Here is a 12,005-nt window from a genome sequence, read left to right on the forward strand (position 1 = left end):
CCATCAAGCGAACATCGCAAAGCGGGCATCAGGCCCTGTCCGAATTTGTCACCCATCTAGGGTCAGGACCCATTGAACTTGCGCTTGCGGCGTGATTCAGCCTCCGCAAGGAGACTGACCGATGAGCAATCTTTTCTGGCTGAGCGATGCGCAGATGGCGCGACTTCAGCCCTTCTTCCCGAAGAGCCACGGCAAGCCGCGCGTTGATGACCGGCGCGTGTTGAGTGGCATAATCTTCATCAATCGCAATGGCTTGCGGTGGTGCGATGCGCCCAAGGAGTATGGCCCGCCGAAGACCCTCTACAACCGCTGGAAGCGGTGGAGCGACAAGGGGGTCTTCGCCCGGATGATGGCCGGCCTGGCTTCTGAGGCCGCTGTTCCGAAGACGGTGATGATCGACGCGACCTACCTGAAGGCGCACCGCACGGCGACCGGCCTGCGGTCGAAAAAGGGGGACCCGGTGACCAGAGGGGCCGTTTGATCGGCCGAACCAAAGGCGGCATGAACACCAAGCTGCACGCCGTCGCCGATGCCGATGGCCGCCCGATCCGCTTCTTCATGACCGCAGGCCAGGTCAGCGACTATACCGGCGCGGCGGCCCTGCTGGGCAGCTTACCTTCGGCGGACTGGTTGCTGGCCGACCGGGGCTATGATGCCGACTGGTTCAGAGAAGCATTGAAAGACAAGGGGATAAAGCCCTGCATCCCAGGCCGGAAGTCGCGTGGCAAGCCAATCAAACACGACAAGCGACGCTACAAACGTCGCAACAGGATCGAGATCATGTTCGGCAGGCTGAAAGACTGGCGAAGGGTCGCTACCCGATACGACCGATGCCCGAAGGTCTTCCTTTCTGCCGTCGCACTCGCAGCAACTGTCATGTTCTGGCTATGACGTGACAACGAGTCCTGACCCTAGCTACGATGCGCCCCGGCACGCCGTCCACCGCTCGCTCTGCATCCCGCGCCAGATCCAACCGCTTTCGGAGTTTTACCTGCGGCACCAGCAGGAAGATCGGCACGGTCGCCAGCCCGCGTCCGGTTTTGGATTTCGATGCCACTGCCCGGCCCTTGGAGTTCAGCCGCCCCTCGGCCACCAGTAGGCTGGGCCCCCTGCGGCGGTAGATGAACCGCAGGCGAAGGCCGGTGCGGCGCTCCCATTCGCCGGGGGTGATCCGGCCTCCCTTGGTGCTTTTCCCTGCGGCCGGGGTGGGGATCGCCAGCCAGAACCCGTCCATTGACCGGATCAGTGGCCCGGTGTCATGCGCGCCGATGATCACCGGCGCGTTGGACCAGACCAGCGCGGCCGCGTTCAGGCTGTCGCCGGATTTGGGGAAGCTGGCGAGGCGGATGGAGTTGCCCAGCCTGGTGCCGAGGCCAGCGCCGGTGATCTGACCGCGCCAAGCGGATTTCAGGGAGGTGCCCGCTTCGCGCATGGCGGCGGACACCGCCCTTTCACCGGCGGCGATTTCGGCCTGCATCAGGGCGACGAGATCGGGGTCGAACGCGATCTTCAACTTCATGATGGACGCAGGTCCAGCGACCAGATCAGGCGTTCGCGGTCGCGCACTGGCTCCCCCTGAATAGTGAAGCTGTTGGTGCCGATCACGATCAGATCGCTGGGCCTGGGATCCGGCAGGTCGGACACGCGCACATCCACCATCACGGTGTCGCTGACAAACCGCCCAGCGCCGAAGTCTGTGATCCGGTCCGGGGCGCGGCGGATGACGCGGATCGGGCGTTCTTCCGACGTGGTGGCGGAAATCCAGACAGCGGCCGCCGCCATGGACGGGTTGGCATAGATCCGGTCCATGGCGGCGGCGAAGACGTTCATCGGGGGCGCCCGTCAGTTCGAGGTGTGGATGCGGATCGCGATGCGCGGCCGCTTGTTCACCGGCAGAATTGACGCCTCCGTCATGAGGTCGATCCAGCGCCCCTTTTCGTCGAGGTGCTGGCGGGCATAGAGCGGCAGACCCATCGTGTTCGCGGCCTCGAGCAGGTTGGCCGGGCCGCCGTAGGTCGTGAAGGTGTCCATCGTGCCCAAGGGGAACGCGATGCCTTCGTTGGCCGGAACCAGCCGTTCGGTGGTCTTGGTCGAAAGGGTGACGGTGCCCGCGTATTCTTCGAACACGATGCCCGCGAAGGGGAAGTTGCGGCGCACGTCCTGGCGCAGGGGCTGCGCGCCGGTGGCGGCGTAGAACTTGTAGGCCTCCTCGGTCTTTGGATGCGCGATCAGCTTGTCGAAGAACTCGCGGCTGACGAGGGCATGCACGTCCGACATGCTTTCGCCGAGGAGGTTGTCCTCGATTGCCCGCAAAACCTCGCGCACCTTGCTTTGGACGAGGGTGCCAGCGGTGCCCAGCAGGAAATCCACCGAGATCTGCGCCAGCCCGAATTCGGTGAAGTAGTTGTAGAGGGTCGTGCCTGCGCCGTCCTTCACGATGCCGCGCAGGGCGTTCATCTCCATGTATTCGCGGGTCTGGGCATGCTTGCGCCGCATCAGCTGCAGCTTGCGGTTCATGACCTCGACCAGCGGGTCGGCACCATCGAAGACGCCCAGCGCGGGCTGGCCCTGAATGTCACCCGGCAGGATGACGTCATCATGCGGGATCCACGGAAGCGCGAAGGACCGCATGGAGCGGCCTTCCCGGGTGCCGACCGTCGCCGGGCCGCCGAGGGGGACTGAGGGAAGCAGGTTCAGCACACCCTCGTATTGCTCGATGATGACCGACCGCTGGCTGACGCCTTCGAAGCGGAAGAGGCCGATCTGGCCAAGGCGGGTGTAGAGGTTGGGCAGGATGTTGATGGCCTGCGTCATTTCGGCCAGCGAATAGCCGCCAGCGTCAAAGGGATTGCGGACAAGGGTCATTGGGTACTCCGGGGGAAAGAGGGGGAAGAGGTGGCGACGCCAAGCGACAAGGGTCGAGCGTCAGACGCCGTCGCGGGCGATGATGCCGACGGCGGCCAACTGGGCGATCTTGGCGGTGATCTTGGCCGCGTCGTTGACTGTGCCCTCGTAGGCGAGGCCAGCGCGTGACACGATCGATGGGCCCCGGGCGACGACGATGCCAACGGCGTCGGCCAAGGTGGCATTCACGGGGTAAAGCAGGACCGCGACGGCGACCTGTGCACCATCGGCCCCAGCCGCAGCAGACAGCGTGTATTTGCCACTGGCGGCAATACGACCGAGGACGGCACCGGAGGGATAGTTGGTGCCGATCAGCAGCGTGATCACCTCGCGGGTGTAGTTCGGGTTGACCTCATATTTGAGGACATCGCCCATGCTGGGCGGTTCCGTCAGGACGGGCATTGGTCAGTCTCCATGTGTTGGGGGTGGTGCAGGTAGGAGCGGCGCCGGTTCAGCGCTTGGCGTCGGTCGCGGCCTTCCGTGCGGCGGCGATGATTGGGCTGTCTTTGGCGGCAGCTGCAGCTGGGGCGGTAGCGATGATGCCAGCGGCATCGCTGCGGGCGGCGAGATCGGCTAACACCCGGGCGCGCAATGCGTCGGGTTTCAACCCGCGCGTGACGGCGTCGGCCGCGTCGATGGTCACGCCCAGCCGGGCGGCCTGCGCACAAACCAGCGCCACCTCGGCGGCCTCGGCGCGAATTGCGTCGGCGGTCATGGTCGTTGGCGTTACATTGGCCGCCGCAGTTGGCGGCTCTGGCGCAGCCGCGACTGGCGGTGTTGCAAGGGGCGCCGTCGTGTCGGCGTAAATTTCAGGTGTGGTGGTCATCTGTGGGCCCTTTCTGCTGGGGGAGGTTGTGCCGCGAGGCGCGGCGGCGAAGGCGTGGAAGGCGGCGACGGGATCGGCGAGATCGTCGGCCAGACCGGCGGCGATGGCGTCGGCCCCGCGGAAGACCGCAGCTTCGGTGGCCAGTGCTGCGGCCTGTGGCAGCCGGTCCCCGCGACCGGCAGCGACGGTTTCAGCGAAGAGAAAGCGCACAACCTCCAACTCACGCTGCATCTGGTCGTGCACCGCTTCGGGCAGGGGCTGATAGGGATTGGCATCGACCTTGTGCAATCCTGCGTGGATTAGCGTGACGGCGATGCCCTTCTGATCGAGGGCGCCGCTCATGTCAGTGTGAAGCGCGACAACACCGATGCTGCCGACAGCGCCGGTGCGGGGCAGGATGATCCGGTCGGCCTGAGAGGCGAGGACATAACCAGCCGACAGGGCATGCTCTGCCACAAAGGCGTGGACCGGCTTTTGCGATCGCGCCGCCCGGATGCGGTCGGCCAGATCGAAGGCCCCGGCGACCTCGCCACCGAAACTGTCGATGTCCAGTGCGATGCCACGCACGCCGGGATCGGCCAGTGCGGCCTGCAGCTGGGCGGCGATCCCCTCATAGGAGGTCAGACCGGAAGATTGCCCGATCCAAGCGCCACGGTGCACAAGCGTTCCGGCGATTTCGATGACCGCGATGCCATCGACCACCGCAAAGGGCTGGGTGCCATTGCGCTGATGACGCTGGGCAAGGTCGTTCCCGAACAGAGAGGCGCGGGCGGGAAGTGCGGCCGTGGCCTGATCGGGGCTGTCGACCGCCAACCCCTGGAACGTGATTTCCTTCCCGGTGATGCGCGGCCCCAGCCCCGACAGGAAGGCCAGCGCCTTGGCCGGGTCGACCATCAGGGGCGTGTTGAAGGCGCGCTGGGCGATTTGGGCATGGTGCATCATGCGCCCTCCTTGGGGTCGGGTTTTTCATCGGCGGTGTTGTCGGTCTCGTCGTCGTTGGCGCTGTCCTGATCCGTATCCTTCGCCGTGCCTTCACCCGGCCCTTGCGCGGGTGACCCAGGGCGACGGAAGTCGAGGCCCAGCGCTGCTTCCCGTTTGCGTTCGGCTGCGATTTCGCGGTCCACCTGCTCGGCGTCGTACCCACGCTCTGCCAAGGCTTGCGTCCGAGACTTCAGGCCCGCCTCGATCTGCAGGATCTCGGCCGAGGCGTCCTTCATCGGGTCTATCCAGTCCCACTTGGTCGGCAACCAGGCGCAGGCCTGATATTGGCGCCGCTGGCTGTCGTAGCCGGGCAGGTCCAGCGCACCGGACAACACGGCGGTGTCCATCCAGCGCACCCAGACCGCGCGGCAGAGCTGGTAGACCAGCACCCCATGCTGCCAGGCCGAGATCCGGCGGCGAAATTCGATAAGGGATATCCGCGTGTTGGAGAAGTTGCCCTTCGCCGTGTCGCCGGTCAGATAGCCGTAGGGCACGCCCAGCGCCGCCGCGATCTGCAGCAGGGTGCGATACTGGAACGGCTCATAGGTGCCGCCCGAGTCCGGTGTGGCCGGGGTAGACACATCCTCACCCGGATCCAACCGCACCACCTGTCCGGGTTCAACCTCCAGATCCTCCTCGGTCGGCTCCAGCGGCGTTTCCGGGGCGGGCGACGTGATGAACATCGCGAACATCGCCGCGATTTTCTTCCGCTCCAGTTCGGCATCGTCATAGAGGTCCAGCGTGAACAGTTTGACGATGGCGGCTGCAAACCGCGACACGCCGCGCAGCTGGCCAGCCTCGACGGGGTCGAGGACATGGATCACATCGCCAGCCGGGACGCGGACGGTTTCCCCAGCCAGACCCGGATCGGTCAGATCACCGGGGTGGCGACGCAGGAAGTGATAGGCAATGCGACGGCCGATGCCGTCGAACTCGATGCCCTGCCGGATCAGCCCTGCGCCGGGCAGGGTCCGGTTCATGTCGAGAGGCAGCATCTCGGCGGGCAGCATCTGTAGTTGCAGCGGCACCGCCAGTCCGTCGTCGGCCCGGCGCGGTCGGATGCGGATGAAGACCTCGCCCGACAGGAAGACCTCGCGCGCCGCGCGCCGCTGCAGCCCGTAGAAATCCGTTAGCCCTTCGGCGTCAGCATCGTCAGTCCACGCGAGCCAGAGTGCCTGCAGCTCTTCCTTCTTGGCCGCATCCGCGAGGATCGAAGAGGGCTTGATGCCGTCGCCAACGACATTGCTGGCGAAGCTTTCCACGGCATTGGCGGCATAGCCGTTGTTGCGGACCAGCCAGCGGGCGCGGGCGGTGATGGTGTCGCCCGAGGCTGCGATCAGCGTGTTCACATGGGCGCGGGATGCCCGGAACCCGCGCAGGCGACGATGCGACTGTGCCGCGTCAAACCCGCCGATGATCGACCCCAGCCGCTGGCGGAAAGCCTCGAACGCCATGGATCACAGACCTTTTGACGCGACAGTGCCCCAGCGCCGACGACGCGGGGTACCGGTGGAGGCCGTGGCAATCCTGGTTTCCAGATCGCTGATGGCGTTCGCCAGTTCGGCGTCTGAGCCATAGTTGATCGATTTGCCGTCATAGCTGACTGACCGGACGCCCGCATAACGTGCCTCCTGCAGCGCGGCCAACAGGGCGCGCATCCGTTCCAGATCCATTTCAGTCCCTCATGAAGTTCGGTGTATATGCCCGGCGTTTGCGCCGTGGCGTGGTCGGTGTTCCGGCCTTGGGCGTGGCGGGCGCTGCAAGTTCAGTCGCGACGGCAGGCGTGGGCGCCGGTCGGGTTTCCACCCCGGCCTGTGCTTCAAGCCGCCGCCAAGTCGCCTCGTCCCAGCGATCCGCGCCCATGATCCATGCTGCCGCCCGCGCGTAGACGCGGGCGTCCAGCGCCTCGTTGCGTTCCCGCATCTTCTGCCATTCAGGGTGGGCATAGCCGCGCTTGTTGCGCACGGTGACCAGCTGTTCCGCCACCAGTTGCTTCAGCCATTCGGTGTCGATCCAGTCGGGCAGATGCACCGTGCCGGGCGCGTCCAGCACGCCCAGCGCGCGGTCTTCGTCACTTGGCCGCTCCAGCCGCAGGAAGCGGTAGGTCTCAGTCTTGAAGGTCGCGGTGGCCACCGACCACAGCCGCGCCCCGCGGCGCAGACGCTTGCCGCCGATAGTGGCATCCACAAAGGTCGGACCCGACACTGGCGTGGCGCGGTTGAAGCCTTCGAGGCCCTTGATCGGTGCGACCTGGTCGAAGCCCTGTTTCCGCGCCCATGCGTAAACCGCCGGGGCTTCATAGCCGGTGTCGATGGCCAGCTTGCCGATCACCATCACCGCCCCATTGGCGCAGGTCCATGTTCGACCGAGCAGGGCCGTCAGCTTGTCCCAGCAGGCCGGATCGTCTGGGCCACCCGCAATGACGATGTGATCGACCAGCCAGCTTTCCAGACCTCGACCCCAGGCCCAGACATCGACCTCGATCCGGTCCTTCTGCACATCGACGCCAGCCGTAAGGAACAGACCGCCGACGGGGATCTGCGCGCCCGCGTAGCTTTCGCGACGTTCCGCCAGCCGCTGCCACTCAGGGGCTTCGCCCGACTCCACCCATGTCTCGCCCAGCAGGGTATTGCGCGCGACGCGCAGCATCTCTTCCGAGCCTTGCGCTGCCAGCCACTCGCGCGCGATCTGCTGCCAGCTTTTCCAGCCCAGCGGCGAATAGAGCGCCGAGATGTGGAAGCCGATGGAATGCGGATCGGCGGAAACAGCCGTCGCGCGCCACTCCCCGCATTCCAGCATCTGAGTCTTGTGATGCTCGGCGATGGGGCGTTCGCAGCCCTCGCAGTGATAGGCCGCCGTGTCGGGCCGTCCTTTGTCCCAGCGCAGGCGTTCGAACTGCAGCCATTGCATCGCCCCGCAGTGGGGGCAGGGCACGAAATACCGGCGCTGGTCCGATGCCTCGAACTCGCGCTCGATCCGGCTCAGCCCCCGGATCGTCGGAGTCGAGACCATGAACACCTTGCGCCGGTGCGAGAAGGTGGTGGTCCGCGCCTCCGCCAGAGTGACCGGGTCGCCCTCTTCATCTGCCGACGCCGGATAGGCGTCTACCTCGTCGAGGAAGATGTAGCGCGCGGGCATCGACCGCAGGCCGGTGGCGCTGTTGGCACCGGTCAGCACCAGGATACCGCCGGGGAACTCCTTCGACAGCATCGAATTGCCCGCGTCGCGGGACCGTGCCGGATTGACTCGTTCGCGCAGCGCAGGGGAGTCAGAAATCAGGGGGTCGAGCCGCCCGCGCGACGTCCGCTTCGCCAGTTCGAGGGATGGCAATACCGCCAGCATTGGCCCCGGCGCGTGATGGATGACAAAGCCGATCCAGTTGTTGCCAGCCTCGGTCGCGCCGACCTGCGCCGCCTTCATGAAGGTCACGCGCTGCGCCGGGTGGCGCGGTGACAGCGCATCCATGATCTCGCGCAGGTAGGGCGCGCGGGCCGTACGATAGCGCCCCGGTTCGGCCGCCCCGCGCGAGGACAGCCAGCGATGTTCATCCGCCCATTCCGACACCGTCAGGTCTGGGTCGGGACGCATCCCTTTGCGCCAGGAGCGCAGGATGTCCTCGGCCCCGTCAAAGCCAAGGTCGAGGTCGTCCGTCAGGTCGTTGCTAGCCGTGTCGGCGCTATCCGAGGGAAACCCGGAGATCGGCGAGGTCGTCGAGGTGCTGTCTGACATGGGCTTCCAACACCCTCTGCAGGATCGCGGCCTCGATGATCACCGGCGTGCCGGTTTGTTTTTCCACTCCCAAGGCCACTTCAGCCGCCATCAGCGCTGCCACTCTGTTGGGCCAGGTGACCCAAGTATCGCGTTCCTGTCGGGCCAACCGGAACACCAGCGCTTCTGCCCGGGCCCGGTCGACCAGCGTGCCCTTCTTCTTCTGAATGCCAAGCTGCTTGTCCTGCGCCTGGTAAACCGTCAGCGCCGTGCGCGCCTTCAGATAGGACGAGCTGTCTGCTGGCCCGGAAAACCCGGCATCACCACCCGTGCTGCGGCGCTGCTGGTCCGGATCGGTCATCTCGCCACGCCGCACATCCGACGCGGCGGCGTTGATAGACCCATCGCTGTAAACCACCAGCCGACTGGCTTTTCGGGCCTTCTGGATCGCCCCGCGAGAGAGGCCGGAGTGGGCGGAATACTCCCGCTCGGACATACCTTCCATGGCTCTTAGATTTACCTCAAGGTATTGGAATTAAACGGAAATGATCTTCTTATTCAGTTGATTACACTCCCGTGTAGAGCGATTCTGGGTCCAAGGAAAACGATGCAACTCACCCCCGGAGACCACGCCATGACCACCAAGACCGCCCCCGCAAAAGCCCCCAGCGACGCCCTGCTGCTGGAGATTGCGACGAAGCATTTCCACAGCATCGAGACGCTGGAGACCCAGAACAGCGACCGTCTGGATTTCCACGATGTCGCCGTCTGGGCGATCCGCGCCGCCTTGGTCGAGGCCTTCGCTGCGGGCGTCAGCGCCGCGACGAAGCGCTGAGGGAGGGCAGGGACATGACCATGGCCACCACCACCATCCGCATCGACATCGACACACTGCCCGACCATCTCGACCGCTCGCGCCCCAACGTGGTGGCGGAGGTGATCGAAGCCGCGCTGCGCGAGGGCGGTATCAAGGCCGACTGCTCGGACCTCTTTTCGCACATCAAGATCGACCTGCCGACCACGCAGCTGGCTGTCGCCAGCGCCATGCTGGTCGATCTGCAGCTGATCTGAGGTGCGGCCATGAGCACCCGCGCGCAGATCGCCATCCAGATCGGCCCCGAGGAATGGGCGCATGTTTACGTCCATTTCGACGGCTATCCCGCCCACATGCTGCCCGCGCTGGCACGCTGGAAACCCGAGGACATTCTCACCGCCCGGGAAATCCGGCAGGTCACGCCCGAGGCGCTGGATTGCTTCAGCCCACCGCGCGCACCGCGCATCCTGCCGCGCCCGACGCGGGAGTTTGCGCATCTCTACATGTGGATCGGATGCGAGTGGGTGCATGTGGTGCCAAGGGCCGATGCACCCGGAGTGTAATCAGAAAGCACTGATATTGCTTGGATTTACCTACACTAGCCGCCCCACCAGAGCGATGGTGATTACACAGAAACGATGCAACTCACCCCCGGAGACCCCGCCATGACCACCCGCCGCGCGACCGACAATGCCAAAGCCCTCGACGCCTTCATGACCGCCAAGTTCCAGATCGAAGCGATGCTGGAGCGCCTGAAGGCCCTGAGCGACGATCACTTCGAGACCCACCCGGACGAGATCAATTGGGGCCACGTCGGCACCCTGAACCACTACGCCAGCCTTCTGCGCCAGATCACTGACAGCGCGTTCAAGGAGGGCGAACATGCCGCTTGATCCCGCCCAGCGCCACCAGATCGAACAGGATGCGATCTCCGCCGCATGGGAGGCAGAGCGACTGGCCGCCTGCGACCGCGCTATCGCCCTTTTGCGAGAGATCGCCGATCTGGAGCGCGACGACGATGGCGACGTGATCATCGGCACGGATGCCGACGGCCACAACGACCTGATGTCGCGCATCACCGCCTTCCTTGCCGCCAACGACCAATAGGGGAACCCTAGATGACAAAGCTGACCGAAACCCAGACCATCATCCTCAGCGCCGGAGCCCAGCGCCCCGACAACATCGCCCTGCCGCTGCCCAAGGGGCTGGCCGGTGCGGCGGCGAAGATGGCTGTGTCGAAGATGATCGAACACGGCTGGCTGCAGGAGGTTGATGCCAACCTGCGCCGGGGTGAACCGCTCTGGCGAGAGACGGGCGATGGACATGGCACCACGCTGGTGGTGACGGATGCTGGCTTGCTGGCCATCGGGATCGAGCCGGTGGTGGTGAAAACCGTCGCTGCAATCCGCGAACATGCCGTCAAGGCGCCGCCACTGAAGCCGCCGAGCCAGCGTGAAGGGACCAAGCAGGCACTGCTGATCGAGATGCTGGGGCGCCCTGAGGGGGCTTCCATTGCAGAGATTGTCGAGGCGACCGGGTGGATGTCGCATAGCGCTCGTGGTGCAATCTCAGGCGTTTTGAAGAAGAAGCTCGCCTTGCCAGTCACCTCCGGGAAGGTCGAGGGGCGAGGGACCGTCTACAAGCTGCCTGCCTGAACCATCGTGAACTTCTGACCGCCGCCGTTCCGACCGCGCGGCGGTAACTCATTGCCAAGACAGAAGATCGCGTGCTGCCGCCTGCAGGATGTCCTGCGCCATGCGCGGCTCACAAGTGTAGATCCCGCCCGGCTCCGGATCACCGACATTGTCCTCGAACCACGACCGTCCCTCGTCCGAGATCGGACGCAGGACAACGATGGTCCCATGGTCGTTGATTTCGATATGTTGCCAGCCTTCGGTCATGGGTCAAGGCTATTGGGTCACGGCAGATGATTCAACCGGATCCCGACATAGGCGTTTTCAGCCTTTCGGGGATCCTTTTGCCTTGCAGCATCGCTCAAGCTGCCAATGGCCCAGACCATGTGCGACAGGATGCGCATCACGTGCTCCAAGTCGGAATGTGTATGCTTTCTCTTCTCGCCGTTCAGTTCCGTCTCCAGATGTGCGTCCCCGCGATTGCCGAAGGGGTCGGCCGTTATGCCGATCAGGCCGTGGCTGATACGATTCCTGAGCTCTAGTGCCATCATGAGGCGGGTGCGCACTTCCTTGACCAAATCCTGGTGTTCGGCGCGTTCAGCGCAGATTGACGCCTGTAGGCTTTCCCAACGCGCGATTTTCTGGGCCAAGGTGTGTGCCCCGTTGCGACTCGTGCCGTCGTCCAGTTCTTCGACACGCTTGGTGATCTCACGTTCTATGGACGACCAAAGAAACAGGATCGAGCCGACGCTCGCCTTCATTTCCACGAAGGTTACGGGATTGATGGCGGTGTCATCTTGCATGGCAGGTCGGGTCTCGAATTCCTTTGCATCAAGGGCTTTATGGGCCAACGTCCTCTCCGATGAAAGCTATTAACCTTGTAGTCTGGCGCCCTTCTTCCCCGTCGCCATCTCCCACCGCCGCACCGCCGCGTCGCAATAGACGGGATCTAGTTCCATCGCGAAGCACCGTCGCATAGTGCGTTCTGCGGCGACGATCTGGGTACCAGAGCTGTTGATTTTCACCCAGAAGTGAGCCGGTTTTTTCGCCGAGAAGTGAGCCACCTCTAATTATGGATTTCGGTTCATGCTGGGGTCAAGGGCGGGTTTGTCTCCTTCTTTTTTCGGGCCGCGGCGGC

At 64.6% G+C, this 12,005-nt stretch carries 18 protein-coding genes; 7 read left to right on the forward strand and 11 right to left on the reverse strand.

Annotated features, from left to right (window positions below; translation table 11 throughout):
* Positions 1–121: 121 nt before the first annotated feature.
* Positions 122–891 (forward strand): IS5 family transposase gene (locus D2N39_RS20285; RefSeq protein ID WP_233557323.1). Its coding sequence is split into 2 segments (ribosomal slippage): positions 122–440 and positions 440–891, totalling 771 coding nucleotides; the frame shifts between segments, so codons are not numbered across the junction.
* Here D2N39_RS20285 and D2N39_RS20290 read toward each other — a convergent pair.
* From D2N39_RS20290 to D2N39_RS20330, 9 genes are read right to left on the reverse strand one after another with little or no spacing between them, the layout of a single operon-like run.
* Entirely contained in the window at positions 875–1,519 is a 645-nt protein-coding gene (locus D2N39_RS20290; RefSeq protein ID WP_119136602.1) for a DUF6441 family protein, read from the reverse strand. The genes D2N39_RS20285 and D2N39_RS20290 overlap by 17 nt on opposite strands.
* The gene (locus D2N39_RS20295; protein WP_119136603.1) at positions 1,516–1,830 is read right to left on the reverse strand and encodes a head-tail joining protein; all 315 of its coding nucleotides are present in this window, start codon (positions 1,828–1,830) and stop codon (positions 1,516–1,518) included. The genes D2N39_RS20290 and D2N39_RS20295 overlap by 4 nt, the downstream gene beginning before the upstream one ends.
* 12 nt (positions 1,831–1,842) lie before the next feature.
* Positions 1,843–2,865, reverse strand: coding sequence for a major capsid protein (locus D2N39_RS20300; RefSeq protein ID WP_119136604.1), 1,023 nt, complete (start codon positions 2,863–2,865; stop codon positions 1,843–1,845).
* A 60-nt stretch (positions 2,866–2,925) separates the two neighbouring features.
* Positions 2,926–3,306, reverse strand: a complete 381-nt coding sequence (locus D2N39_RS20305; protein WP_119136605.1) for a head decoration protein — start codon at positions 3,304–3,306, stop codon at positions 2,926–2,928.
* A 49-nt stretch (positions 3,307–3,355) separates the two neighbouring features.
* Entirely contained in the window at positions 3,356–4,669 is a 1,314-nt protein-coding gene (locus tag D2N39_RS20310; RefSeq protein WP_199725321.1) for a S49 family peptidase, read from the reverse strand.
* A complete protein-coding gene (locus D2N39_RS20315) occupies positions 4,669–6,165 on the reverse strand; it encodes a phage portal protein (RefSeq protein ID WP_119136607.1) in 1,497 nt (498 codons plus the stop codon). Before D2N39_RS20315 ends, D2N39_RS20310 begins: the two co-directional genes overlap by 1 nt.
* A 3-nt stretch (positions 6,166–6,168) precedes the next feature.
* A complete protein-coding gene (locus D2N39_RS20320; protein ID WP_037246412.1) occupies positions 6,169–6,384 on the reverse strand; it encodes a phage head-tail joining protein in 216 nt (71 codons plus the stop codon).
* Position 6,385: 1 nt separating this feature from the next.
* Positions 6,386–8,440 (reverse strand): phage terminase large subunit family protein, encoded by a 2,055-nt coding sequence (locus D2N39_RS20325; protein WP_119136608.1) that lies wholly within the window; start codon positions 8,438–8,440, stop codon positions 6,386–6,388.
* Positions 8,388–8,924: a hypothetical protein gene (locus D2N39_RS20330; protein ID WP_119136609.1), complete on the reverse strand. Its 537-nt coding sequence runs from the start codon at positions 8,922–8,924 to the stop codon at positions 8,388–8,390. Before D2N39_RS20330 ends, D2N39_RS20325 begins: the two co-directional genes overlap by 53 nt.
* 129 nt (positions 8,925–9,053) lie before the next feature.
* Between D2N39_RS20330 and D2N39_RS20335 the strand changes: the two genes are divergently transcribed.
* From D2N39_RS20335 to D2N39_RS20360, 6 genes are all read left to right on the forward strand, one after another.
* Positions 9,054–9,254: a DUF6900 domain-containing protein gene (locus D2N39_RS20335; protein WP_119136610.1), complete on the forward strand. Its 201-nt coding sequence runs from the start codon at positions 9,054–9,056 to the stop codon at positions 9,252–9,254.
* Between the two features lie 14 nt (positions 9,255–9,268).
* Complete coding sequence (locus D2N39_RS20340) at positions 9,269–9,490, forward strand: hypothetical protein (RefSeq protein ID WP_119136611.1); 222 nt, start codon at positions 9,269–9,271, stop codon at positions 9,488–9,490.
* 9 nt (positions 9,491–9,499) lie between these two features.
* On the forward strand, positions 9,500–9,796 hold the full coding sequence (locus tag D2N39_RS20345; RefSeq protein ID WP_119136612.1) for a hypothetical protein: 297 nt from the start codon (positions 9,500–9,502) through the stop codon (positions 9,794–9,796).
* Between the two features lie 102 nt (positions 9,797–9,898).
* The gene (locus D2N39_RS20350; RefSeq protein WP_119136613.1) at positions 9,899–10,126 is read left to right on the forward strand and encodes a hypothetical protein; all 228 of its coding nucleotides are present in this window, start codon (positions 9,899–9,901) and stop codon (positions 10,124–10,126) included.
* Positions 10,116–10,340: a hypothetical protein gene (locus D2N39_RS20355; RefSeq protein WP_119136614.1), complete on the forward strand. Its 225-nt coding sequence runs from the start codon at positions 10,116–10,118 to the stop codon at positions 10,338–10,340. The genes D2N39_RS20350 and D2N39_RS20355 overlap by 11 nt, the downstream gene beginning before the upstream one ends.
* An 11-nt stretch (positions 10,341–10,351) precedes the next feature.
* Positions 10,352–10,888, forward strand: a complete 537-nt coding sequence (locus tag D2N39_RS20360) for a DUF3489 domain-containing protein (protein WP_119136615.1) — start codon at positions 10,352–10,354, stop codon at positions 10,886–10,888.
* A 48-nt stretch (positions 10,889–10,936) separates the two neighbouring features.
* Here the strand turns inward: D2N39_RS20360 and D2N39_RS20365 are convergent, their stop codons facing one another.
* Together D2N39_RS20365 and D2N39_RS20370 are read right to left on the reverse strand one after the other, a co-directional pair.
* Entirely contained in the window at positions 10,937–11,134 is a 198-nt protein-coding gene (locus tag D2N39_RS20365) for a hypothetical protein (RefSeq protein WP_119136616.1), read from the reverse strand.
* A gap of 17 nt (positions 11,135–11,151) precedes the next feature.
* Positions 11,152–11,718 (reverse strand): hypothetical protein, encoded by a 567-nt coding sequence (locus tag D2N39_RS20370; RefSeq protein WP_147373527.1) that lies wholly within the window; start codon positions 11,716–11,718, stop codon positions 11,152–11,154.
* Positions 11,719–12,005: the final 287 nt, after the last annotated feature.

The sequence above is a fragment of the Gemmobacter lutimaris genome (genome assembly GCF_003570715.1).
Lineage (GTDB): Bacteria > Pseudomonadota > Alphaproteobacteria > Rhodobacterales > Rhodobacteraceae > Gemmobacter > Gemmobacter lutimaris.